This window comes from Pseudoduganella sp., assembly GCF_041914865.1.
Lineage (GTDB): Bacteria > Pseudomonadota > Gammaproteobacteria > Burkholderiales > Burkholderiaceae_D > Rugamonas.
In genome coordinates this window covers 1-23,458 of sequence record NZ_JAYSCO010000081.1, presented here as the reverse complement: position 1 = coordinate 23,458, position 23,458 = coordinate 1, and the positions used below count along the sequence as shown (strand labels likewise).

Below are 23,458 nucleotides of genomic sequence, written 5' to 3'. Positions count from 1 at the left end.
GGACATTTATTGCACTGCGTGCAATAAATGTCCGATTGTCAGACCTGACCCCGAACTTCGTGCGTATCCGCACGGAGCCGCCTCCCCGTCCGTTTTACGCTGGTATTGATCTAGCTCAAAAGCTATCACGGTCATAGTTTTTCAGCGATTGGCACTCACCGAAGGAGAGTGCTAATATATGTTCAGCTTGTTTAATGAACAGCACGATTCAGGTTAAGAATCATTTAAGCTCAATCGTGCATGCTGGTAACTCTGAAAAGTATTCCCTTCGAGCGAGGATAAATAAGATGACCGCAACAAACGCACTGGTACCTGCCGGCAGCAACGCGCTGACCCTTGGCTTCAGCGGGAGCCTGGGCAACCTGGACGCTTATATCTCGGCCGTGAACCGCCTGCCCATGCTGTCGCATGAGGAAGAGGTGGAGCTGGGCAATCGCCTGAAGGAAAAGAACGATATCAAAGCCGCTGAAAAGCTGGTCACTTCCCACCTGCGCCTGGTGGTGTCGATCGCGCGCGGCTACCTGGGCTATGGCCTGCCACACGGCGACCTGATCCAGGAAGGCAATATCGGCCTGATGAAGGCAGTCAAGCGCTTCGACCCGGACCAGGGCGTGCGCCTGGTGTCCTACGCCATGCACTGGATCAAGGCGGAAATCCATGAGTACATCCTGAAGAACTGGCGCCTGGTCAAGGTGGCCACTACCAAGGCACAGCGCAAGCTGTTCTTCAACCTGCGCAGCCATAAACAGGGCCTGGATGCCATGTCGCCTGCGCAGATCGATGAGCTGGCCCGTACGCTGGATGTGAAGCGCGAAGACGTGATCGAGATGGAAACCCGCCTGAGCGGCCGCGACATCGCGCTGGAAGCACCGTCCGACGACGAAGACGACAAGTTCTCGCCGATCGCCTACCTGTCCTCCGACAATATGGAGCCGACCAAGGTGCTGGAAGCGGAACAGGTGGTGCGCCTGCAGTCCGAAGGCCTGGAAAGCGCCCTGTCCAAGCTCGACGCGCGCTCGCGCCGCATCGTGGAAGCGCGCTGGCTGGCCAATGACGATGGTTCCGGCGCCACCCTGCACGCGCTGGCGGAAGAGTTCGGCGTGTCGGCCGAGCGTATCCGCCAGATCGAGGCAGCGGCGTTGAAGAAAATGAAAGCTTCGCTGGCCGCCTATATCTGATCCAGCCCCTCCCCGCCAAGCGCCGTTACCGCAAGGAACGGCGCTTTTTCTTTTCTCATCGTTAGTTAATGTCGAGAATTTTTACATTCAATCTGGCAAGTCATGGCTTGCTGATGCTAAGTCATTGATTAAATTAGTGGCAGCCCGGCAGGCACGTTTGATGCATGGATATTGGTCAAAATCCAAAGGAGGTTTCCATGTTGAAAAAGCTCTTTGTGACCGCCGCTTGCGTACTGACTGTGGGTTCCGTGTTCGCTGCCCCGCCGCCGAAACCGGGCGAGACCGCAGCCAATCCTTTCATGATCACGGTGGGTTCGCATATCGACATCAAATGGGATCCTCCCGGACCGGGCATGTGGGTCTGGGCCGAGCTGGAAAAGATGGCCCAGCTGCACGTCGCCGTCGCCAGCACCACCACCTTTGATTTCGGCCTGGCGCCGCCCAACAACGGCAACGTGCAGAATTTCGAATTCAAGCTGTTCATCAACGGCCTGCAGCAGACCGACGTCGGCGCCCCGGGCATGGTGTCCTACTACGACGACATCACCCTGGATGCCGGCACCGACTACCTGTTCACCCTGATGGCCTACAACGTGCACGACAACGCGGCCAATACCGATATCGACCTGCTGGCACGCAGCGCCAACGATATCCCGACCAACCCGCAGGATCCGCCGCTGCCGCCGCTGGAGTTGCCGGAGCCAGCCTCCCTGGGCTTGCTGGGCCTCGGCCTGCTGGGTCTGGGCATGGTACGCCGCCGTATCAAATAAGTTGCTAAAAGCAATAACAAAAACTGGCGCCCTGCGGGGCGCTTTTTTTATTGTCGGGAATTTTTACAGCTGAGTGAACTCAACAGTTGAATGGACTCAACAGTGCAACGCGATACGTGACGATTTGCTAAGCTGTCCTCAGGCCAGAGGAGAACATCATGCACCCAAGACTGATCTGCCTTGGCATGGCGGGCCTGGTCCTCGCCATTGCCGCCGCTTGCGGTTCCAGCCGCAATGCCATCGACGACACACAAGCCAGCCACCGTCCGCCACCGCGCACCAGCGCCAGCTATGTGCTGGCCCAGGGGGAAACCGTTACGCTGGCGCCCGCCGTCACCCTCAAGCTGGAACGCGTGAACGACAGCCGCTGCAAGCAGGGCGCGGTGTGTGTCTGGGCCGGCTATATCAGCTACAACTTCGTGCTGACCGGCCAGCAGGGCAGCACCAGCTTCCTGCTGGCTGACGATATGCCGGGCGCCAGCAAATCGGTCACGCGCAACGGCCTGACCTTTACCCTGGAAGGGGTGCAGCCGGCCGAGCCGCCGGCCCTCAAGGCAACGGCACCGGATTATCGGGTAAGCTTGCGGGTGTCCATATCGCAACCCAGCTAGCCGCCCATGACGCCAACCGCCCTGCCCCGACGCCTGACTTCCACCATCATCATTGCGCTGGCTTGCAGCGTCCCGGCCTGGGCCAGGACACCGGTCGCCAGCGGCACCGGCGGCGCGGTTGCCACCATCAGCGAGCCGGCCTCGCAGGCGGCGCTGGCGATCCTGAACAAGGGCGGCAATGCGGTTGATGCGGCCGTGGCGGCGGCGGCGGCGCTGGGCGTGACCGATCCTTTCAGCTGCGGCATTGGCGGCGGCGGTTTCATGGTGATCTACCTGGCGCGCGAAAAGCGGGTGATCACCCTCGACCATCGCGAAGTGGCGCCGGCCGCGTTCCAGACCACCGCCTTTGCGCCCGAAGGCAAGCCACTCGATGAGGACACGGCGATCGCCAGCGGCATGGCGGTCGGCGTACCGGGCACGGTGCGCGGCTGGCACGATGCGCTGGACCGCTACGGCACCATGTCGTTCAGGCAGGTGCTGGCGCCCGCCATCAAGGTGGCGCAGGACGGCTTCCGCATCAACGACAACTTTGTCGCGCTGGTGAAAGAGAACGAGAAGAAGTTCGCCTTGTTTCCGGCTACCGCCGCCCAGTATATGAAGGATGGCAAGCCGCTGCCGGCAGGCACGCTGCTGCGCAATCCAGACCTGGCCCGGACCTACCGCCTGCTCGCCAAAGGCGGCGTAAAAGCCTTCTATTCGGGCAAGCTGGCGCAGGCGATCGTCGATACCGTCAACCAGCCGCCGGTTGCCGCCGGCGCCACGGCGCGCGCCGGCAAGATGTCCCTGGCCGACCTGGCCAACTACGAGGCGCGCTGGCGCCAGCCGGTGCGCAGCACCTACCGCGGCTATGAGCTGGTGGGCATGCCGCTGCCAAGCAGCGGCGGCGTGGCGATCGCACAGGCGCTGAATATCCTGGAGGGCTTCGACCTGGCCTCCATGCCGCGCGCCAAGGCGGAACACCTGTATATGGAGGCGGCGCGCCTGGCCTTCGCCGACCGCAATGCCTACCTGGCCGACCCCGAATATGTGGATGCGCCGGTGGCGGGCCTGCTGAGCAAGGAGTACGCGGCGCGCCGGCGCGAGCTGATCGACCCGACCCGCGCCCACCACCATGCCGAGGCGGGCGATCCCTATCCCTACCAGCAGGACCCGAGCGTGCCCCTGCGTCCGGCCAGCGCCGGCAAGGCGCGCCTGCTGTCGGAAAGCGCGCATACCACCCACCTGGCGGTGTCGGACAAGGAGGGCAATATCGTGGCCTACACCTTCACCATCGAATCGTGGGGCGGCAGCGGCATCACGGTGCCGGGCTATGGCTTCATCCTGAACAATGAGATGACGGACTTCGATTTCACGGGTCCGCATCCGAACGTGCCGGAGGCGGGCAAACGGCCGCGCAGCAGCATGTCGCCCACCATCGCCTTCCGCAACGGCAAGCCGGCCTTCACCATCGGCAGCCCGGGCGGCAGCACCATCATCACCACCGTGCTGCAAACCATCGTCAACCACATCGACTTCGGCATGCCGATGCCGCAGGCGCTCGATGCGCCGCGCATCTCCGAGCGCAACGGCCTGGCCACCGCCATCGAGCCGGGCTTTGCCGGCAGCGCGCAGGCCAAAGCACTGGAAAGCTTCGGCCAGCGCTGGGAGGCCAAAGCGGAGGAAATCGGCGCGGCCAACGCCATCGTCTTCAATCCGGACGGCACGGTGACCGCCGTCAGCGAGGGCAAGCGCCATGGCGTGGGCAGCGCCCTGGTGCAAAAACGCGGGCACTGATCAGCCGTGGCGCGCGCGGCTGTCGGCGGGCGCTTCGGCGCGTTCGTGCAGGCCGTAGTCGCGCACCACGCTGGCGATGCGCAGCCGGTAGTCGGCAAACAGGCGTTCGCGCCCGGCTTGCTGGGCGGCGCGGTGCGCTTCGAGCTGGCGCCATTGCAGCACCGCCTGCTCGTCGCGGAAGAACGACAGCGACAGCAGTTTGCCCGGGTTGCTCAGGCTCTGGAAGCGCTCGATGCTGAGGAAGCCGTCCACCTGCTGCAGCAGCGGACGCAGGCTGGCGGCAATATCCAGGTAGGCTTCCTTGCAGCCTTCGGCGGGCGTCACTTCGAATATCACGGCAATCATTGCTCAAACTCCGGCAGGCGCGCGTTCAGCGAGGCGCGGTAGGTCCATGTCAGCTGCGGCAGCGGCGCGCTGCCCAGCGCTTCGATGCAGCCGGCGGCCAGCTGCCGCGCCAACTGCTGGCCGGGACAGGCATGCCGGCCATGGCCGAAGCCGCGCTGGGCCGCGCCCAGCATGACCAGTATCGCCTGCCCCGCTTCCACTGTCACGCCGCCCACGGTGCAGCGTTCGGCGGCGAAGCGGCGCGTATTGACGATAGGCGGGTCGCTGCGCATCACCTGCGCCACCAGCTGCGCGGCGTCGACACGGTCAGCGCCCTGCTGCAGCGCGACCAGGCAGTTGCCGAGCAGGCCGGCCGTGGCTTCGTAGGTTTGCGACAGCAGGCCGACCAGGTTGGCGAGGATGGCGTGGTCGTTGCGCCAGCCCGCCGCCTGCGCTTCCTGCGCCACGGCGGCAGCCAGCGACCCGGCCGGCGCCGCCTGCAGCAGTGCGCGCATGGCGGCCAGCAGGCGCAGGCTGGCGGCATGCGCCGCCGCGATCTGCGCCGCGCTGCTGAGCGGGGACAGGCAGGCCACGAAATCGCCCATCCAGCGCGCCACAGCCGGCAGTTGCGCATCGGCGAAGCCGAGCAGGCTGGCCACGGTGCTGACCGGCGCGTCAAAAGTCCAGGCCCGGTAGCTGCAGCCTTGCGCCAGCAGGCGGCCCGCCACCAGGCGCGCCCGCTGCTGCGCCATGCTGGCGGAAGCAGGCGGGGCGGCAGGCTGCGCGAAAGCGGCGAGCGCACGCTGCAGGGCCAGCCGGGGCGCCGCATGGCGCTCGCCGTCGTTCATGCGCACCAGCGCGCCGAACACTTCGCCCGCGCTGCCGCCTGCCAGCGCCAGCGGCACCGCTTCGGCCGGCGGGCGCACGCGCAAGCCGGGATGCTCCAGCACCTGCTCCACCAGCGCCGCGCCGGCGGCCAGCCACACGCCGCGCCCGGCATCCCATTCCAGTTCCTGCATATCGAATCCTTCGGCATCGTTCAAGAAATTGCAGTATCCTGAAAAACCGACACACACAATTCGCCCGCAAACGAACTATGGATTCCAAACTGGCCAGCATCGCCGGCGCCATCGCCGAGCCCGCGCGCGCCCGCATGCTGTGCTGCCTGCTCGACGGCCACGCGCGCACCGCCACCGAACTGTCGGTCGTGGCCGAAGTCAGCCCGTCCACCGCCAGCGCCCACCTGGCGCGCCTGAAGGAGGAACAGCTGCTGGTGCAGCTGGCGCAAGGCAAACACCGCTACTACCAGCTCGCCAGCCAGGAAGTGGCCGCGGCGCTGGAGGCGCTGCTGGTCGTTGCCGGCACGCCACGCGCCGCCTTCAAGCCCAGCACGCCCGACCGCCTGCGCCACGCGCGCACCTGCTACGATCATATGGCCGGCAGCGTGGCGGTCAGGCTGCACGACCATTTCGCAACGCAGGGCTGGCTGGCCGATGCCGCCGACGGCTATGAGCTCAGCGCACAAGGCGAGCAGCAGTTCGCCCAGCTCGGGCTGGACCTGCCCGCCCTGCGCAAGCTGCGCCGCCGCTTTGCCTGTCCCTGCCTGGACTGGAGCGAACGCAAGCCGCACCTGGGCGGCGCGCTCGGTGCGGCACTGCTGCAACTGGCGCTGCAACGCGGCTGGGTCGAGCAGGACCTGGACAGCCGCGCGCTGCAGCTGCCGCCCCGGGGCCAGCGCCAGATGCTGGCCGCCTTTGGGCTAAGCGGCGCTTAAGATTTTGCTAAGATGATGACGTTTCCTGAACCTACCGGAGACTCCAGTCGTGAAAAAATTCATCCGCGAGAACAAGGGCTTCATCGTCTTCCTGCTGACGCTCGGCGTGTTCCGCAGCGCCATCGCCGACTGGAACCCGATCCCCTCGGCCTCCATGCACCCCAACCTGCTGGAAGGGGACGTGGTGTTCGTCAACCGCGTCGCCTATGACCTGAAAGTGCCGCTGACCGATATCTCGGTCAGCCGCCTGGGCGAGCCGCAGCGCGGCGACGTCGTCACCTTCTTCTCGCCGCAGGACCGCACGCGCCTGATCAAGCGCGTGGCCGCCCTACCCGGCGACCGCGTCGAAATCCGCGACGAACGCCTGGTCATCAATGGCAAGGAAGCCGGATACGCCGTGCTGGGCGACGCCGTCGAGCACATCGAGCAGGTCGGCGACCTGCAGGCGCTGCAGCTGCGCGAACACAATGCCAGCGCCAGCTACAGCATCCAGGTCTTGCCGCAAGTGGCGGCCAAGCGCGACTTCGGGCCGGTCACCGTACCGCAGGGGCAGTACCTGATGCTGGGCGATAACCGCAACAACAGCCGCGACTCGCGCTTCATCGGTTTCGTGCCGCGCGAACTGCTGATCGGGCGCGCCGAACGCATCCTGGTCTCGGCCGACATCACCAGCAACTGGATGCCGCGCACCGACCGCATCGGCAAGAGCCTGCGGCCATGATCGAATTCCAGGGACTGGCCAAGCACTACGGCGATTTTCCCGCCGTGCAGCCGCTGACGCTGAGCGTGCGGCGCGGCGAAGTGTTTGGCTTCCTTGGACCGAACGGCGCCGGCAAGACCACCACCATCCGCATGATGATGGGCATCCTGGTGCCGAGCGCCGGCCGCGTGCTGGTCGATGGCCTTGATTGCCAGGCCGATGCCGCGCAGGTCAAACGCCACGTTGGCTACCTGCCCGACAATCCCATCTTCTACGACTTCCTGCGCGGGCGCGAAATCCTGCAGTTCGTGGCGGAGATGCACGGCATGGCGCGCCGCGACGCCGTCGAGCGCGCGGCGCAGCTGCTGCAGGAATTCGCGCTGCAGGACGTGGCCGAGGAATTCGCCGTCAACTACTCAATGGGCATGAAGAAGAAGCTTGGCCTGGCGTGCGCCCTGGTGCACGACCCGGCCGTGCTGATCCTCGATGAGCCGATCAACGGCCTCGATCCGCGCGCCGCGCGCGAAGTGCAGGACCGCCTGGTCGCCAGCGCCGCCGCCGGCAAGACCATCTTCGTTTCCACCCACCTGCTCGACATGGCGCAGCGCATGTGCAAGCGCGTCGGCATCATCAACCGTGGCGCCCTGGTCGCCACCGGCACGCTGGAGGAATTGCGCGGCGCCAGCAGCGACAACAGCACGCTGGAAGAGCTGTTCCTCAAATTCACGGACGAAGACAGCCTGGCGGCATGATGGAGCTGCCCAGCGCACCCCGTGCATTCTGGCTGCTGGCCCGACTGCGCTTGCTGCGCCTGCTGAACATTGCCAACGGCCTGCGCCTGCGCAAGGGGCGGTCCGGCGCCAGCCGCCAGGCCACGCCCGCCAAGAAAAGCGCGCGCTGGATCGTGGCCGCGCTGCTGTCCGTCTTCATGCTGCTCGCCTTCCTGAACACCGCCAGCACGGCGCTGCTGAACATGCAGTGCCGCCTGCCGACCGGCAGCCAGTGCGCGGCCAGCACGCACGGCTCGGCGCCGCTGGCCGGCATGCGCGTGGCGCGCAAGGAATTGCAGGCGGCGCCCTTCCAGCCGGTGCTGATGCAGGCGGTGGTGATGCAGGCCAGCCTTCTGTTCGCCATCGCCTTCCTGCTGCCACTGGGGAGCAAGGAACTGGCACAGCCGGACTGGGACCTGGAATGGCTGGTCACGCTGCCCATGCAGCGCAGCACGCTGCTGCTGGCGCGCATTGCCGAACGTACGCTGGCCAATCCCACCGGCATCCTCGCGCTGTGGCCGATGTGCACGGCGGTGGCCTGGCATTCCGGCTACCGCTGGAGCGCGCCGCTGCTGGGCGCAGCCTGCACCTTGCCGCTGCTGGCCTGCGCCGCCACCCTGCGCACGGTCGCCGACACCGGGCTGCGCCTGCGCCTGGCGCCGTCCCAGCTGCGCAACCTGCAGGCCGTCGCCTCGGTGGCCAGCATGCCGCTGATGTACCTGGCCATGTCGCTGGCGATGCCGACCGCCACCCTGACCCTGGACTGGGCCGCGCAATTCCCGGCCTGGCCCTTGTGGACCCCGCCCGGCCTGGCCATGCAGGCACTGAATGCACGCAATGCCTGGCAGGCGCTGGGCTTGGGCGCGCTGCTGGCGGCGCAAACGGCGCTGCTGCTCTGGTTCGGCCTGCGCCTGCTGCAAGCATTGCTGGCCAACGGCGTGGTGGCCAGCGGCTCGCGCGAAGCTGGCCGCGACGCCAGCCGCAGCGCCGCGCGCCCCGGCTCAAACGCCATGCGCCTCGCCATCGGCACGCCGCTGCAACGGCGCGAGCTGCGCCTGCTCGGCCGCGACCGCAACTTCCTGGTGCAAAGCCTGCTGATCCCCCTGATCATTTTCGGCAGCCAGCTGGTGCTGAACGGCCAGGTGCAGGACATGGGCGAGTTCCTCACCAATCCGGCCCTGCTGTCTTCGGTCGCCTTCGGCCTGGGCGCGTATGTGCTGATGCTGTCCGCCTTCCAGACCATCAACACCGAGGGACACGCCTTATGGATGCTGTACACCTACCCGCGCAGCATCGGCGCCATGCTGGCCGAGAAGGCGCAGCTCTGGTCGGTGCTGGCCCTGCTCTATCCACTGGCGGTGTTCGGCATGGGGCTGTGGTTCGGCGTACCGGCGGATGGTGCGCTGCTGGCGCAGTTCGTGCTGGTCGTGGCCGGCATACCGCTCTTCGCCACCATCGCGGTGGCACTGGGCGTGTGGGCCTGCGACCCGCTGGCGCAAGACATGCATGCGCGCGTGCGTCCCACCTTCGCCTACGCCTACCTGCTGCTGTCCTCGCTCTACACCTACGCGCTGAACAGCCGCGAATGGCATGTGCGGCTGGCCACCATCGTGCTGTTGAGCGCCCTGGCGCTGTCGCTATGGCAGCGCGCAAAGGATAGCCTGCCCTACCTGCTGGACCCCAGCGCCGCGCCGCCGCCGCGCGTGTCGGCATCGGACGGCATCATGGCCGCCATCCTGTTCTTCCTGCTGCAGCTGCTGCTGGCCGGCGCCCTGCACCTGGCCGGCAAGCCGCTCTCGCTGCAGACGGTGACCTTCGCCTTCGCCGCCGCCGGCGCCCTGGTGTACGGGCTGGCGCGCCTGCTCTACTGGCGCAGCGGCGCCAGCGGCGTGCCGCGCTTGTGGCAAGGTGCGTGGCGCGGCGCCTGGCGCAGCGTGCTGGCGTGGGGCGTGGCCATGGCCTTGCCGGCGCTGGCCGCCGGGGCGCTCTGGCTGGCCTTCCTGCGCCACGCCAGCCTGGCGCCCGCCGCGCCGCCGCCGGTTGCCCTGGCCTGGCTGGCGCCACTGGCGGTGCTGGCCGCGCCGGTGTTCGAAGAATTCATTTTCCGCGGCCAGGTGTTCGGCGGCCTGCGCCGCTCGCTGCCGCTGGCGGCGTCCATGGCGGCCAGCGCCGCCCTGTTCGCCGTCATCCACCCGCCGCTCGCCATGCTGCCCGTGTTTGTGCTCGGCCTGTGCACCGCCTACGCGGCGGAGCGCAGCAAATCGCTGCTGGCGCCGATGCTGGCGCACGCCCTGTACAACGGCGGCATGCTGCTCCTGCAGTAGCCGCATGGCGGGGCCTGCCCCCAGGTATGGACATAAAAAAAGCGGTGGCCTGTTGCCAGGACCACCGCAAGGAAGAACGCCATGGGGGCGTTAAACGGAGGTAAATCGTTTCAGCTGGTCTGGCGCGACATCATCCAGGCCACGAAAGCTTCGCGGTTGCGCGAGCAGATCAGCACTTTGCCGCGGCCGGAGAAGCGCAGCACCATGCCTTCGCCGCTGGTCACCGAGTTGACCAGGTTGCCCAGCAGGCCGCCGCTGGAGCGGGTCGCTACGGCCAAGTCGTAGCGCAGCGCGCTATCCCAGGCCACGACGTGGGCATTGTCGATCACGACTTCCCTGCCCGGCTCCACCTGCACTTCATGCAGGGCGCCAAAACCGGACACCACCAGCTGGCCCTGGCCGGCGGATTCGGTGACGAAAAAGCCGCCGCTCTGGCCGAACAGCGCATTGCCGACGTTCTGCGTGCGCACTTTCAGGTCGACGCCGCTGCTGGCGGCGACAAATGCGCCGTCGCTGATCATGTACTGCTGCGCGCCCACTTCCAGCACGCGCATGGCGCCCGGCAGGTTGGGCGACAGCAGGCAGGTGCCGTCACCGCCGGTCGCTTCGATGTTTTGCTGGAAGAAGGATTCGCCGTTAGCCAGGGAGCGCATCAGCGCGCCGCCCAGGCCGCCGCGCATCTTGCCTTTCAGTTCGAGCGTGGCATCCATCATCACCATCGCGTTCGACTCGCAGAAGATGCGCTCGCCGCGTTGCATCGAGACTTGCAGGAAGGGGTCGATATCCCCGGTTACGGTAAATGTCGTCATGTTTCCTCAGGCTTTCAGTTCAAGTTTCTTGTGGCGGATCGAGGACCACAGCGAGGCCACGATGAATGCCACACCAATCAGGCCGGTAATCACTTCCGGAATATGGAACTTCATGCTCGCCAGCATAATCACGGCCAGGATGCCGATCGCGTAGTGCGCACCGTGCTCCAGGTAGACGTATTCTTCCAGCGTGCCCTTGTGCACCAGGTAGACGGTCATCGAGCGCACGAACATCGCGCCGATCGCCAGGCCCAGCATGATGATCACGACGTCGCTGGTGATGGCGAACGCGCCGATCACGCCGTCGAAGGAGAACGATGCATCCAGCACCTCCAGGTAGAGGAAGCCGCCGATACCGCCGCGCTTGACCATTTCGCCGGCATTCACGCCGCCTTCTTCTTCCTTCTCCAGCCAGGTCGACAGCGCATCGACGCCGACGTAGATCAGCAGGCCCCACATGCCGGCTACCAGCACGATGAACTTCTGCGACTCGTCGACGATGCCCAGTGCGCCCAGCAGCACGCCCATGGAAATCATGATCGCAATCGAGGACACCTTGCCCAGCGCGCCCAGCTTGCGCTCGACATTGCCCAGCCAGTGCATCTGCTTCTCATGGTCAAAGATGAAGTTCAGGAACACCATCAGCAGGAACATGCCGCCGAACGCCGCCACCTCCGCGTGGTGGTTGGTCAGGTGGGTCGAGAACTGTTTCGGGTCGTTGATCGCCAGCGTCCACACGTCCGGGATGCTGAGGTCGGCGGCCACCGCCACGATCACCAGCGGGAACACCAGGCGCATGCCGAACACCGCGATGATGATGCCGACGCCGAGGAACAGCTTTTGCCAGAACTCGTCCCAGGTTTTCAGGACGGAGGCGTTGACCACGGCATTGTCGAACGAGAGCGATACTTCCATCACGCTCAGGATGAAGGCGATCCACAAGGCGGCAAACATGCCGCTCCAGCCGGTATGCTGGTAGCCCCACCAGCCGGCGACGGCCAGGCAGATGAAGGAGACCAGGAACGATATTCTGAAGTGCTTCATAGGTTTTCCCCTTTTTATAGTCGAATAATCCTGCCAGTTTAAGGCTAGCACGATGTTTTAAAAATAGAAGATAATCGAAGCATTACTTCGAAAAAACCGAACCATGAAAACCACCGGCCTGAATTTCCGCCACCTCTATTTCTTCCGCATGGTGGCTGCCGAGGGCAGCGTGACGCGCGCCGCCGAGCGCCTGGGCCTGGCCATCCAGACCGTCAGCACCCAGCTGGCGGCGCTCGAGCAGCAGGTCGGCAAGTCCCTGCTGACCCAGCAGGGGCGCCGCCTGGTGCCGACCGAGGCCGGGCGCGTCGCCCTCACCTACGCCGAGCAGATCTTCCAGCTGGGCGACCGCATGCAGGAGGCGCTGCAGGAAGTCGACGCCGGCAAGGTGCGCCTGGCGGTCGGCATCTCCGATTCCATGCCCAAGCTGATTGCGGCGCACTACCTGCAGGCGGCGCTGCCGCCCGATACGCCGGTGCGCCTGGTGTGCACCGAGGGCGAGTTCGATTTCCTGCTGGCCGAACTGGCCCTGCACAAGCTGGACGTGGTGCTGACCGACCGCCCGGTGCGCGCCGGCGCCTCGCTGCGCGTGTTCAGCCACCTGCTGGGCGAAAGCGAGATGCAGCTGTTCGGCGTGCGCGCCCTGGCGCGCCAGTATGGCAAGGGCTTCCCGGCCAGCCTGCATGGCGCGCCGCTGCTGCTGCCGACGCGCAATACAGCCCTGCGCGAGCGCATCGACGCCTGGCTGCTGGAGCACGGCGTGCGGCCCGACGTGGTGGGCGAATTCGAGGACAGCGCCATGCTCAACACCTTCGGCCGCAGCGGCATGGGCATGTTTTTCGCCCCGGCCGCGCTGGCCGCCGACATGCTCGAGCAGTTCGGCGCCCTGCCGGTCGGGCCGGCGCCGGAACTGCGCGAACAGTTCTACGCCATCTCCAGCGAGCGCCGCATCAGCCACCCGATGGTGGAGCTGATGCTGCGGGATTTCCCGAAGGAAATCTCCAAAAATCTGCGGAAGGCAGGCCGCGTCGGATAAGATAGAGGTTTCGACTACCCGCCTTAGGGCGCATATGGACAACCTTTTACTGGTCATTTTCGCACTCTTCCTCGTAGCACTGAACGGCTTTTACGTCGCCGCAGAATTCAGCATCGTCACCCTGCGCCGCACCCGCGTGCGCGCCATCGCCAAGACCCAGGGCCTGCGCGGCCGCATCCTGGCCAAGGTCCACGGCCACCTCGACGCCTACCTGTCCGCCTGCCAACTGGGCATCACGCTTGCCTCGCTCGGCCTGGGCTGGGTCGGCGAACCGGCCTTTGCCGGCCTGCTGGAACCGCTCCTGACACTCATCGGCATCACGTCGCCGGAAATCGTGCACGGCATTTCCTTCGTGTTCGCCTTCGTCACCATTTCCTTCCTGCACATCGTGGTCGGCGAGCTGGCGCCGAAGTCGCTCGCCATCCGCATCCCGGAAGCGGCCGCACTGTGGTGCGCCATTCCACTGTACGCCTTTTACTGGGCCATGTACCCCGCCATCTGGCTGCTGAACCAGAGCGCCAACTGGGTGCTGCGCCTGGCCGGCCTGGGCGAAGCGGGCGGCCACGAGTCGCACTACTCGACCGAGGAGCTGAAGCTGATCCTGCGCACCAGCCAGCCGGGCGAAGCCTTCAACAAGGATGAACGCAACGTGCTGGCCAACTCGCTCGACTTCTCGCAGCTGCGCGTGGCCGACCTGATGCGCCCGATCAATGAAGTGATCGCGCTGCACGCCGACCGCTCGATCGACGACAACCTCGACACCGTGGTGCGCAACCGTTTCAGCCGCTATCCCTACTTCGACGAGGAAGGCGACACCGTGCTGGGCGTGGTGCACCTGAAAGACCTGTTCTTTGCGCTGCAGTCGCGCAAGGACATCAAGAACCTGTCCAGCTTCCTGCGCCCGGTGGAAACCATCTCGGCCCGCACCCCGGCGCTGGAACTGTTCCGCCGCTTCAAGGACGGCGCGCCGCACTTCGCCCTGATCGGCGAGAAGGGCAAGCGCCCGGTCGGCTTCCTGACCCTGGACAACCTGCTGGGCGCGATGGTCGGCGAGATCCACGACGAGTTCCGCCTCAACGAGAACGACTGGCTGAAGCAGCCCGACGGTTCCCTGGTCGGCAAGGCCAGCCTGCCCATCTTCTCGCTCGAACGTACGCTGGGCGTCGACATCGAGAATGAAGAAATGGGCCTGGAAGAAGTGGAATCGGTGGGCGGCCTGATCATGCTGAAGCTGGGCGACATCCCGAAACAGGGCCAGCGCGTCGAGTTCGACGCCTTCGACCTGGTGGTGAAGAAGATGAACGGCCCGCGCATCCTGCTGGTCAAGGTCATCCCGCGCAACCTGCCGCCGGAATCGGACGAACAGGACTGATATGCCGCTGCGCCGCGCCCCCGCCGCCCTTGCCGCCGTCCTCGCCTGCCTGGCGGGCGCCGGCCACGCCACGGCCGCCGGCTGCGGCCCGCTGACCGTGGCCATGTACGAGCACGGTGCCCTGTACTACCGCCAGGGCGAGCAGTGGGCCGGCATCGACAAGGATATCGTCGACGAGCTGGCGCGCCGCACCGGCTGCGAGCTGCGCATGACGCGCGATTCGCGCATCCGCATCTGGACCATGCTGAAGGAAGGCACGCTGGACATGACCATGTCCGGCATCCCCACAGCGGAGCGCGAAACCTTCGCCCGCTTCACACCCTACCTGCAGGCGCGCAATATGCTCCTGCTGCGCAATGAGGCGGCGCGCAGCGCCACCACCCTGGAACAGATCGCCGCCCAGCCCGAGCTCAAGGTGGCCGTGATCAAAGGCTTCAAGCATGGCGCCAGCTACGACAGCTGGCTGGAGCGCCTGCGCCAGCAGGGCCGCGTGTTCGAAGCGCCCGACTACGCCACGCTGGTGCGCCTGTTCCAGCACGGCCGGGTACAGGCCATCCTGCAGTTAAGCAGCAATATCGACGTCCTGCAGCGCGACAAAGCGCTGGCCGGGCGTTTCCGCGTGCTGGACCTGGTACCGCGCGAAAACGTGATTGGCGCCATGGTGGTCTCGCGCCTGGTCGCCGAAACGCACACCGGCAAACTGGAGCAGGCACTGCGCGCCATGCGCGACGACGGCACCCTCAAAGCCATCATGGAACGCCATGTCAGCCCGGAGCGGGCGCAGGCCATGCTGGCGCGCTAGCCTGGCTACGCGACCGGCTTTACCTTGGTCCAGTTCCTGAGCAGGCCCAGGGCCACCGCCAGCAGGGTCGGGCCGATGAACAGGCCGACGAAGCCGAAGGCCAGCACGCCGCCCATCACCCCCAGCAGCACCAGCGCGAACGGCAGGCTGGAGCCGCGCGAAATCAGCATTGGCTTGACCACGTTATCGACGCCGCTGATGATCACCATGCCGTAGACCAGCATGAAGATGCCCCAGCCGGTCTGACCTTGCGAGAACAGCCAGATGGCGGCGCCGCCCCAGATCAGCGGCGGTCCCACCGGCACCAGCGAGAAGATGAAGGTGGCCACCGACAGCAGCGCCACCGCCGGCACGCCGGCAATCAGGAAGCCGATCGCGGCCACCCCGGCCTGCGCCAGCGCCGTGCCCAGCATGCCGTACATGACGCCGGTGACCGTGCGGCTGACGGTTTCCGCCACTTCCACCGCGTGCTCGCCCATGATCTTGTCCATCCCGGTTTCCAGCGCGGCGACGATATTGTGGCCGTCGCGGTACAGGAAAAAGGCGACGAAGGCGGCCAGGCTGACCTGGGCCACGCCGGCGCCCAGTACGATGCCGCTGTTCAGCAGGATATTGCGCGCTGGTTCCATATAGCGCTTGGCCACGCCCACCAGCTCCTCCTTGCTGCTCAGGATCTGGCGCAGGTAGGCGTCGGCCGCCTCGCCCACCAGCGGCAGCTGGCGCAGCCAGGCCGGCGGCTCGGCATGGCCGGAGTCGAGCGCATCGCGCGCGCCGTGGTAGAAGTGGGTCACGCTGTCGGCAATATTCCAGGTCACCAGCGACAGCGGCAGCAGGATCACCATGATCAGCGACGCCGTCATGACGGCCGCCGCCAGCGTGTGGCGGTCGTTCAGGCGGGACAGCAGGCGCTGGTACAGCGGCCAGGAGGAGATGGCAATGGCGGCGGCGAACAGGATGCCGGCCAGGAAGGGGCGCAGGACGTACAGGCAGCCAATGACGAGGAAGACAATGGCTGCCAGGCGGCTATAGGGCTGAAATCGTTTTTCCATGCCCCACAGCTTAACAAAATTTCAGCTTAGGGTGACCTTAAGCAGCCAGCAACAGTTTCAGGTCATGCACGATGGGCGCGGTGCCGCCGCCGTGGCGCAGGAACAGGCGGATCTTGCCGTTCTTGTCGAACACGTAGCTGCCGGCCGTATGGTCGATGACGTAGCTGCCCTCGGCCTTGCCCGGCACCTTCTGGTAGAACACCTTGAACTCCTTGGCGGTGGCGGCGGTCTGCTCCAGCGTGCCGTACAGGCCGACGAAGCGCGGGTCGAAGCCCGGCACATATTGCGCCAGCAGTTTCTTCGTGTCGCGTTCGGGGTCGAGGGTGGCGAACAGCACCTGCACCTTGTCCGCGTCCGGGCCCAGCTCCTTCATCACCGCCGACATTTCGGCCATGGTGGTCGGGCACACGTCCGGGCAGTGCGTAAAGCCGAAGAACAGCACCACCACCTTGCCCTTGTAGGTGTCGAGCGTGACCGGCTTGCCGTTATGGTCGTTCAGCGCAAAGCCCTTGCCGTAGCCAAGGCCGGTCAGGTCGGTATTTTCGAATTTGAGCTGCTTGTCGCCGCAGCCCGCCAGGGCCGCCAGCATGCACAGTGCCGCAAACAGTTTTTTCATGGTCAGAACTTGAAGTAGTGGTCGACCAGCAGCGCCGCGAACAGCAGCGACAGGTAGATGATGGACCAGGTGAAGGCCTTGCGCGCCACGATATCGCTGTAGTGCTTGTAGATGCGCCAGCCGTAATACAGGAACACCGCATTCAGCACCACCGCGCTGGCCAGGTATATCAGGCCGCTCATCTTCACCGCGAACGGCAGCAAGGTGGTGGCGGCCAGGATGATCGAGTACAGCCAGATGTGGAAGGCGGTGAAGCCCATGCCGTGCGTCACCGGCAGCATCGGCAGGCCGGAGCGCTCGTAGTCGGCCTTGCGGTACATGGCCAGGGCCCAGAAATGCGGCGGGGTCCAGACGAAGATGATCAGCACCAGCAGCCAGGCCTGCATCGGCACGTCGTTGGCGACGGCGGCCCAGCCCAGGGCCGGCGGCATGGCGCCGGACAGGCCGCCGATCACGATGTTCTGCGGCGTGGCCGGCTTCAGGATCATGGTGTAGATCACGGCGTAGCCGACGAAGGTCACCAGGGTCAGCCAGGCGGTCAGCGGGTTCACCAGCTCGTGCAGGATCCACATGCCGGCGCCGCCGATCACCAGCGAGAACACCACGGTCTGCGGCACCGTGATGTCGCCCATCGCCATCGGGCGGCGCGCGGTGCGCGCCATGCGCGCGTCGATTTCGCGCTCGGCCAGGCAGTTGACGGCGAACGCCGCGCCGGACAGCAGCCAGATGCCGGCCGTGGCCGCGATCACCACGCGCCAGTCGGGCATGCCGTCGGTCGCCAGGAACATGCCGATCACGGCGCAGAACACGGCCAGCTGCGTCACGCGCGGCTTGGTCAGCGCCCAATACTGGGCCATGCGGGAGGTGGAAGATTTCATTGTTATTGGTATGCGGGAGCAGCGAGGTACTTAGCCCGGTAGTTTATCATGGTCAGCAACAGCACCAGGGCCGCCGCCCCCGCGTTGTGGACCACCGCGATGGCCAGCGGGAAGTTGAAATAGATGGTCGCCAGGCCGGTAAACACCTGCAGCGCCAGCACCGCGGCGATCCAGCGCGCATGCTTGCGCAAGCCGTTGATGCGCCACGCCTGCCAGGCGGTCAGGCCGAGCACCAGCACCACCACCAGGGCGAAGTTGCGGTGCACCCAATGGATCGCGGTCAGGGCGGAAAACGGCAGGTAATGGCCGGCCGCCGTCTTGCCCAGCTCGCGCCACAGGTGGAAGCCGTGCTCGAAGTCCATTTCCGGCACCCAGACGCCGGCGCATTTCGGGAACTCGGTGCAGGCCAGGGTCGCGTAATTGGTGCTGACCCAGGCCCCCAGCGCCAGCTGCACCACCAGCACCAGGCCGGAGGCGACGCTCCACAGGCGGATGCGGCGCAGCCGGTCGCGGTTCATAAGGTCCGGCAGCATGGGCGCGGTGGCCTGATCCTGCGCCCCGCCGAACCAGGCCAGCAGGGCGAACAGCGACATGGCCAGCAGCAGGTGGCCGGTCACGATGATCGGCTGCAGCTTCATGGTCACCGTCAGCGCGCCGAAGGCGCCCACCACGCACACCCAGAACAGCAGGAAGGTCGCGTACCAGGCCGTGCGCCGGTCGCGCCGCCACCAGCCGACGATCGCCATCGCCATGATCATGATGCCGATGACCATGGCCAGGTAGCGGTGGATCATTTCGATCCATGCCTTGGCCACGGTCACCGGACCGGTCGGCATCAGCTTTTCGGCCGCGACGATCTGCTCGTGCGCGATGAATGGATTGGCTTCGCCGTAGCAGCCCGGCCAGTCGGGGCAGCCCAGGCCGGAATCGGTCAAGCGCGTGAAAGCGCCGAACGCGATCAGGTCGAAGGCGATGAAGACGCCGATCCAGACCAGCTTGCGGTATTTGTTGATGTCCTTCGAGGTCCAGACGATGGCCAGCGGCAGCAGCGCCACCAGCAGCGCCGTAATCGCCATATGGGCAAGGGAGTTGTGGTCCATCGCGCCCGCCTTAGCCGATGGCCGAAGCCTTGAGCAGCTTGTAGATGTCCTTCTTTACCTTGGAAGGATCGGCATCTTTCGGGAAGCGCATCATCAGGTTGCCCAGCGGGTCAATCAGGAAGATATGCTCCTCCACCTTGCCGCCCTGCTCCAGCGGCAGCCACTTGGCCACCGCGTCGGCCGGCGCGCGCAGGAAGCGGGTGCCGTCGTTCACGCGCAGCATGAAGGTTTCCAGCGGCTCGTTGTCGGTGATCAGCCAGACGCGCTCGATGCGGTCGGCCTCCTTGCCCTGCATGGTGCGCAGCTGGCGCATCATGAACAGCATGTCCTGGCATTTCTGGTCGCAGGCCGAGCCGCCCACTTTGACCATGATCCACTTGCCCTTGAAGTCTTCCAGCTTCTGCGGCTTGCCGTCCAGCGTGGTGCTGGCCATGGCCGGGATCGGGTACTGGCGCGGGTCGAGCAGGTCGCCGTAGTTGGTGCGCCCTTCCGGCTTGATGAAGTGATAAGTGATGTAGGAGGCGATGATCGGTGCCGCGCACACCAGCAGCACCGCAAACATGCTCCAGCGGCCGCGCCGGCGCTGGTTATCGACTTGATTCGTGTTTTGCACTTTTTCTCAACCCAGTGAATACAAAGAAAAGAACTGCCATCGCCGCCAGCGCATACCACTGGAAGGCGTAACCCTTATGCTTGTCCACACCCAGCGCCGGCGCCGGCCAGTCGCGCACCAGCGTGTCGCCCGCCGCGGCATCGGCCGTCGCCTGCTCCACCACCAGGGGCTGGAACTTCCAGCCGGTTGCCGCCGCCAGCGCCGCCGCATCGGCATTCTGCACGATGGCGCCCGGCGCCAGCCGGGGCGCCTCGCCCAGCTGCATGACGTGGCCCGGCGCGCGGCGCGCGATGCCTTCCACCAGCACCGGTCCCGCCGGCGTTGCATACGGGGGCAGCTTGCTGCGGTCGGCCATATCGCGCGGCAGCCAGCCGCGCGCCACCAGCACATGCATGTCGCTGCCGGCCAGGCGCAAGGGCATCAGCAGGTAGAAGCCCGGGCGCCCGCCGTGCGGACGGTTGTCGAGGTAGACCGGCCAGCCGGCCACCCACTCGCCCTCCAGGCGCACGCGGCGGAACTCGACCTCGGCCGCCGCCACGGGCGCCGCGCCCAGCAGCAGCGGCGGCGCCGCGTTGCCGGCCGCCAGGCGCGCCTCCAGCGCCAGCTTCTGCGCCGCGCGGCCATCCTGCCAGCGCCCGGCGCCAATGCCGATGGCGACCAGGACCAGCGTCGCCAGGAAGGGGATCAGCCGAAAGCGGAATGCCATACAATGAGACCTTATCTTCCTTAGTTCCTACTTAATTGCCATGAAATACTTCGTCGCCGTCGCCTTCGTGCTGATCATCGGCAGCCTGGCCTCGGCCTTCATCAGCATGATGCGCAGCAAATCGGCCAACCCGAAGATGGTGCGCGCCTTCGCGCTGCGCGTGGGCTTCTCGATCTTCCTGTTCGTCACCATCCTGGTGCTGGCCAAGCTGGGCTACATCAAGCCGACCGGCATCCGCTGAATCCACGGCGTCCGCGCCAGATACAAAAAAGCCGCCTCAGCCAGAACGCGACCCAGGTCGCGCTCTGTGCAGATGCGGCTTTTTTTCGCGGGTAAATTATACCTGCGTCTTACATCCAGTACACGACGATGTACAGGCCCAGCCAGACCACGTCCACGAAGTGCCAGTACCAGGCCGCGCCTTCGAAGGCGAAGTGGTGTTCGGCGCTCATGTCGCCGCGGATCAGGCGGTACAGCACCACCGACAGCATGATCGCGCCCATGGTCACGTGGAAGCCGTGGAAGCCGGTCAGCATGAAGAAGGTGGAACCGTAGATGCCGGAAGTCAGCTTCAGGTTCAGGTCGCTGTACGCGTGCATGTACTCGTAGGCCTGGAAGCCCATGAACACGGCGCCCAGCAGCACGGTGGCCGCCAGCCAGAAGATGGCCTTGGAACGGTTGGCCGCCTGCAGCGCGTGGTGCGAGATGGTCAGGGTCATGCCCGAGGCCAGCAGCAGCGCGGTGTTGATGGTCGGGATCGGGAACGGGCCCATCGGGGTGTAGGAATCGACGGTGCCGGCCGGGCCAACGCTATTGGTCCAGGCGCCGTTGAAGTCCGGCCAGATCAGCTTGTGGTCCAGGTCGGCCAGCCATGGGAAGGTGATGGAACGGGCATAGTACAGCGCACCGAAGAAGGCGCCGAAGAACATCACTTCCGAGAAAATGAACCAGCCCATCGACCAGCGGTAGGACACGTCGATACGCTTGGAGTACAGGCCTTTTTCCGACTCGGAAATGGCGTCGCCGAACCAGAAGTACAGCACGGCCAGGGTCATGCCGATACCGGCCAGGCAGACCGCCATGCCCCAGGCGGCATCGTTGACCCAGGCGGAGGCGCCAATCATGGTGACCAGCAGGGAAATACCTGCAAACATCGGCCACTTGGATGGACCAGGCACAAAGTAGTACGGTGCCGCGGCGTTGTTAGAGCTCATCTTGTTCTCCCCAATTATCTTGCGAATTTTACTTTGGAACTACCAGTTTGACGATCGATACCAGCAGGCCGATAAACAGGGCCGCGCCCAGCAAGGCGGCGAGGATGACGTGGAAGATGCTCAGCTTCTGCTCATCCTGGTCAAAATCGCCTTTGCGGCGCAGGCCCACAAACGACCACAGCACTGCTTTCATCGAATACAGGAACGACTTCACGATTTCTTATCCATCCCACCGATTTCGAAGAAGGTGTAAGACATCGTCATTACCTTGATATCCTTTGGCACCGCCGGATCGATGTAGAACATCACCGGCATTTGCCGCGCCTCGTTCGCCTTCAGGGTCTGCTCCTTGAAGCAGAAGCACTCCACTTTCCTGAAATGCGGCGTGACGCTTTGCGGGGTATAGCTCGGGATGGCCTGGGCTTTCACCAGGCGCGGCAAGCTATTCACCACCTCGTACACCACGGTCACCATTTCGCCCGGATGCACGGTAATGCTGTTCTGGGTGGGGCGGAAACGCAGCGTGCCCTGCACGTTGCTGTCCAGCTCCACGGTAATGCTGCGGGTCTTGTCGACCTGGGTATTGGCCGGGTCGGCATCGCCGTCGCGCTGTGTCAGCACATTAATGCCGAGCACCTCGCACAAGTGCTTATAAACCGGAATCAGCGCGTAACCGAATCCGAACATCATCACCGCAATCACCAGCAGCTTGCCCAGCATCTTGCGGTTGGAATCCCCGGTGCTCACGCATTGACTCCCTTAAGCGCCGAGGATCCAGCGTTTCGCGATCACTGCCGCGAAGAACACCAGTGCCACCGACCCCAGGATCAGGGCCAGGCGCATGTTGTTCGGCTTCTTCGGATCAGACATTTGCTGCTTCCCAAGGGGGCGGGCCAGCCGCCCCCGAAAAACGGTTTACTTGACGGTTGGCGGCGTTTCGAAGGTGTGGAACGGCGCCGGCGACGGCACGGTCCACTCCAGGCCTTCCGCACCTTCCCATGGCTTGGCTTCCGCTTTCTTGCCGCCGCGGATGGTCGGCAGGACCACGGCGAACAGGAAGAATGCCTGGGACAGACCGAAACCGAAGGCGCCGATGGTGGCGATCGAGTTGAAGTCGGTGAACTGCGCCTGGTAGTCAGCGTAGCGACGCGGCATACCGGCCAGGCCCAGGAAGTGCATTGGGAAGAAGGTGATGTTGAAGGTGATCAGCGACAGCCAGAAGTGCAGCTTGCCCATGGTTTCGTTGACCATGTGGCCGGTCCACTTCGGCGCCCAGTAGTAGAAGCCCGCGAACAGCGCGAACAGGGAGCCTGCCACCAGCACGTAGTGGAAGTGCGCCACCACGTAGTAGGTGTCCTGCAGCTGGATGTCGACCGGGGTCACCGCCAGCATCAGGCCGGTGAAGCCGCCCATGGTGAACACGAAGATGAAGCCGACCGAGAACAGCATCGGGGTTTCAAAGGTCATCGAGCCTTTCCACATGGTCGCGATCCAGTTGAAGACCTTCACGCCGGTCGGCACGGAGATCAGCATGGTGGCGTACATGAAGAACAGCTGCGAGGTCACCGGCATGCCGGTGGTGAACATGTGGTGCGCCCAGACGATGAACGACAGGATCGCGATGGACGCGGTGGCGTACACCATCGAAGCGTAGCCGAACAGCTGCTTGCGCGAGAAGGCCGGGATGATCTGCGACACGATGCCGAAGGCCGGCAGGATCATGATGTACACCTCCGGATGGCCGAAGAACCAGAAGATGTGCTGGTACATGACCGGGTCGCCGCCGCCGGCGGCGTTGAAGAAGGAGGTGCCGAAGTGACGGTCGGTCAGGGTCATGGTGATGGCGCCAGCCAGCACCGGCATCACGGCGATCAGCAGGTAGGCGGTGATCAGCCAGGTCCAGCAGAACATCGGCATCTTCATCAGCGTCATGCCGGGCGCGCGCATGTTCAGGATGGTCACGATGATGTTGATCGAGCCCATGATGGACGAGGCACC

At 65.2% G+C, this 23,458-nt stretch carries 27 protein-coding genes; 12 read left to right on the top strand and 15 right to left on the bottom strand.

Translation table 11 applies throughout. From position 1 onward, the window contains the following. The first annotated feature begins 287 nt into the window (after window positions 1-287). The 4 genes from rpoH to ggt all read left to right on the top strand — a co-directional run bounded on the left by rpoH (window position 288) and on the right by ggt (window position 4,332). A complete protein-coding gene (gene rpoH, locus ACE3TQ_RS24875) occupies window positions 288-1,178 on the top strand; it encodes an RNA polymerase sigma factor RpoH (RefSeq protein ID WP_374586080.1) in 891 nt (296 codons plus the stop codon). Window positions 1,179-1,375: 197 nt separating this feature from the next. Continuing rightward, the gene (locus ACE3TQ_RS24870; protein ID WP_374586078.1) at window positions 1,376-1,948 is read left to right on the top strand and encodes a PEP-CTERM sorting domain-containing protein; all 573 of its coding nucleotides are present in this window, start codon (window positions 1,376-1,378) and stop codon (window positions 1,946-1,948) included. Between the two features lie 158 nt (window positions 1,949-2,106). After that, window positions 2,107-2,559: a hypothetical protein gene (locus ACE3TQ_RS24865; RefSeq protein ID WP_374586076.1), complete on the top strand. Its 453-nt coding sequence runs from the start codon at window positions 2,107-2,109 to the stop codon at window positions 2,557-2,559. A gap of 6 nt (window positions 2,560-2,565) precedes the next feature. Next, window positions 2,566-4,332 (top strand): gamma-glutamyltransferase, encoded by a 1,767-nt coding sequence (gene ggt / locus ACE3TQ_RS24860; protein WP_374586074.1) that lies wholly within the window; start codon window positions 2,566-2,568, stop codon window positions 4,330-4,332. Here the strand turns inward: ggt and ACE3TQ_RS24855 are convergent, their stop codons facing one another. Together ACE3TQ_RS24855 and ACE3TQ_RS24850 are read right to left on the bottom strand one after the other, a co-directional pair. Next, window positions 4,333-4,677 (bottom strand): antibiotic biosynthesis monooxygenase, encoded by a 345-nt coding sequence (locus tag ACE3TQ_RS24855; RefSeq protein WP_374586072.1) that lies wholly within the window; start codon window positions 4,675-4,677, stop codon window positions 4,333-4,335. After that, window positions 4,674-5,699, bottom strand: coding sequence for a cytochrome P450 (locus ACE3TQ_RS24850; RefSeq protein WP_374586069.1), 1,026 nt, complete (start codon window positions 5,697-5,699; stop codon window positions 4,674-4,676). The genes ACE3TQ_RS24855 and ACE3TQ_RS24850 overlap by 4 nt, the downstream gene beginning before the upstream one ends. Before the next feature lie 53 nt (window positions 5,700-5,752). Here ACE3TQ_RS24850 and ACE3TQ_RS24845 point away from each other — a divergent pair, with 53 nt between their 5' ends. Genes ACE3TQ_RS24845 through ACE3TQ_RS24830 form a run of 4 tightly spaced genes read left to right on the top strand, consistent with a single transcriptional unit; the run spans window position 5,753 to window position 10,224 of the window. After that, on the top strand, window positions 5,753-6,430 hold the full coding sequence (locus ACE3TQ_RS24845) for an ArsR/SmtB family transcription factor (protein WP_374586067.1): 678 nt from the start codon (window positions 5,753-5,755) through the stop codon (window positions 6,428-6,430). Window positions 6,431-6,479: 49 nt separating this feature from the next. Next, window positions 6,480-7,151 (top strand): signal peptidase I, encoded by a 672-nt coding sequence (gene lepB / locus ACE3TQ_RS24840; RefSeq protein WP_374586065.1) that lies wholly within the window; start codon window positions 6,480-6,482, stop codon window positions 7,149-7,151. After that, window positions 7,148-7,882, top strand: coding sequence for an ABC transporter ATP-binding protein (locus ACE3TQ_RS24835; RefSeq protein ID WP_374586063.1), 735 nt, complete (start codon window positions 7,148-7,150; stop codon window positions 7,880-7,882). The genes lepB and ACE3TQ_RS24835 overlap by 4 nt, the downstream gene beginning before the upstream one ends. Next, entirely contained in the window at window positions 7,879-10,224 is a 2,346-nt protein-coding gene (locus ACE3TQ_RS24830; RefSeq protein WP_374586061.1) for a lysostaphin resistance A-like protein, read from the top strand. Before ACE3TQ_RS24835 ends, ACE3TQ_RS24830 begins: the two co-directional genes overlap by 4 nt. 110 nt (window positions 10,225-10,334) lie before the next feature. Here the strand turns inward: ACE3TQ_RS24830 and ACE3TQ_RS24825 are convergent, their stop codons facing one another. Both ACE3TQ_RS24825 and ACE3TQ_RS24820 read right to left on the bottom strand, forming a co-directional pair. Continuing rightward, entirely contained in the window at window positions 10,335-11,033 is a 699-nt protein-coding gene (locus ACE3TQ_RS24825; RefSeq protein WP_374586059.1) for a TIGR00266 family protein, read from the bottom strand. Window positions 11,034-11,039: 6 nt separating this feature from the next. Continuing rightward, entirely contained in the window at window positions 11,040-12,077 is a 1,038-nt protein-coding gene (locus ACE3TQ_RS24820; RefSeq protein ID WP_161026462.1) for a DUF475 domain-containing protein, read from the bottom strand. A 103-nt stretch (window positions 12,078-12,180) separates the two neighbouring features. Here ACE3TQ_RS24820 and nhaR point away from each other — a divergent pair, with 103 nt between their 5' ends. The 3 genes from nhaR to ACE3TQ_RS24805 are packed head-to-tail and all read left to right on the top strand — an operon-like array spanning window position 12,181 to window position 15,284. Further along, window positions 12,181-13,110: a transcriptional activator NhaR gene (gene nhaR, locus ACE3TQ_RS24815; protein WP_374586057.1), complete on the top strand. Its 930-nt coding sequence runs from the start codon at window positions 12,181-12,183 to the stop codon at window positions 13,108-13,110. 34 nt (window positions 13,111-13,144) lie between these two features. Further along, window positions 13,145-14,482, top strand: coding sequence for a hemolysin family protein (locus tag ACE3TQ_RS24810; RefSeq protein ID WP_374586055.1), 1,338 nt, complete (start codon window positions 13,145-13,147; stop codon window positions 14,480-14,482). 1 nt (window position 14,483) lies between these two features. Continuing rightward, complete coding sequence (locus ACE3TQ_RS24805; protein ID WP_374586053.1) at window positions 14,484-15,284, top strand: substrate-binding periplasmic protein; 801 nt, start codon at window positions 14,484-14,486, stop codon at window positions 15,282-15,284. A 5-nt stretch (window positions 15,285-15,289) separates the two neighbouring features. Here ACE3TQ_RS24805 and ACE3TQ_RS24800 read toward each other — a convergent pair whose 3' ends face one another. The 6 genes from ACE3TQ_RS24800 to ACE3TQ_RS24775 are packed head-to-tail and all read right to left on the bottom strand — an operon-like array spanning window position 15,290 to window position 20,246. After that, window positions 15,290-16,333, bottom strand: coding sequence for an AI-2E family transporter (locus ACE3TQ_RS24800; RefSeq protein WP_374586051.1), 1,044 nt, complete (start codon window positions 16,331-16,333; stop codon window positions 15,290-15,292). Window positions 16,334-16,370: 37 nt separating this feature from the next. Continuing rightward, window positions 16,371-16,949, bottom strand: a complete 579-nt coding sequence (locus ACE3TQ_RS24795; protein WP_374586049.1) for an SCO family protein — start codon at window positions 16,947-16,949, stop codon at window positions 16,371-16,373. A 2-nt stretch (window positions 16,950-16,951) separates the two neighbouring features. After that, the gene (gene cyoE / locus ACE3TQ_RS24790; protein ID WP_374586048.1) at window positions 16,952-17,827 is read right to left on the bottom strand and encodes a heme o synthase; all 876 of its coding nucleotides are present in this window, start codon (window positions 17,825-17,827) and stop codon (window positions 16,952-16,954) included. Window positions 17,828-17,829: 2 nt separating this feature from the next. After that, entirely contained in the window at window positions 17,830-18,927 is a 1,098-nt protein-coding gene (locus tag ACE3TQ_RS24785) for a heme A synthase (protein WP_374586046.1), read from the bottom strand. A gap of 10 nt (window positions 18,928-18,937) precedes the next feature. Beyond that, window positions 18,938-19,489 carry an SCO family protein gene (locus ACE3TQ_RS24780; protein WP_374586082.1) on the bottom strand — a complete coding sequence of 184 codons (552 nt, stop codon included), beginning with the start codon at window positions 19,487-19,489 and terminating at the stop codon, window positions 18,938-18,940. A gap of 25 nt (window positions 19,490-19,514) precedes the next feature. Next, the gene (locus tag ACE3TQ_RS24775) at window positions 19,515-20,246 is read right to left on the bottom strand and encodes an SURF1 family protein (protein ID WP_374586044.1); all 732 of its coding nucleotides are present in this window, start codon (window positions 20,244-20,246) and stop codon (window positions 19,515-19,517) included. Window positions 20,247-20,286: 40 nt separating this feature from the next. On the opposite strand from ACE3TQ_RS24775, the gene ACE3TQ_RS24770 reads away from it, so the two are divergent. Then, entirely contained in the window at window positions 20,287-20,487 is a 201-nt protein-coding gene (locus ACE3TQ_RS24770) for a DUF2909 domain-containing protein (protein WP_374586042.1), read from the top strand. A 109-nt stretch (window positions 20,488-20,596) separates the two neighbouring features. On the opposite strand, the gene ACE3TQ_RS24765 is transcribed toward ACE3TQ_RS24770, so the two are convergent. From ACE3TQ_RS24765 to ACE3TQ_RS24745, 5 genes are all read right to left on the bottom strand, one after another. Continuing rightward, the gene (locus ACE3TQ_RS24765) at window positions 20,597-21,460 is read right to left on the bottom strand and encodes a cytochrome c oxidase subunit 3 (protein ID WP_374586040.1); all 864 of its coding nucleotides are present in this window, start codon (window positions 21,458-21,460) and stop codon (window positions 20,597-20,599) included. Window positions 21,461-21,488: 28 nt separating this feature from the next. Continuing rightward, window positions 21,489-21,674, bottom strand: a complete 186-nt coding sequence (locus tag ACE3TQ_RS24760) for a DUF2970 domain-containing protein (protein WP_371867360.1) — start codon at window positions 21,672-21,674, stop codon at window positions 21,489-21,491. Then, window positions 21,671-22,207, bottom strand: a complete 537-nt coding sequence (locus tag ACE3TQ_RS24755) for a cytochrome c oxidase assembly protein (RefSeq protein ID WP_374586038.1) — start codon at window positions 22,205-22,207, stop codon at window positions 21,671-21,673. The genes ACE3TQ_RS24760 and ACE3TQ_RS24755 overlap by 4 nt, the downstream gene beginning before the upstream one ends. A 12-nt stretch (window positions 22,208-22,219) precedes the next feature. Next, the gene (locus tag ACE3TQ_RS24750; RefSeq protein WP_229502901.1) at window positions 22,220-22,330 is read right to left on the bottom strand and encodes a cytochrome oxidase small assembly protein; all 111 of its coding nucleotides are present in this window, start codon (window positions 22,328-22,330) and stop codon (window positions 22,220-22,222) included. A gap of 45 nt (window positions 22,331-22,375) precedes the next feature. Continuing rightward, on the bottom strand, window positions 22,376-23,458 hold a 1,083-nt coding region (locus ACE3TQ_RS24745), incomplete at its 5' end, for a cbb3-type cytochrome c oxidase subunit I (RefSeq protein ID WP_374586036.1).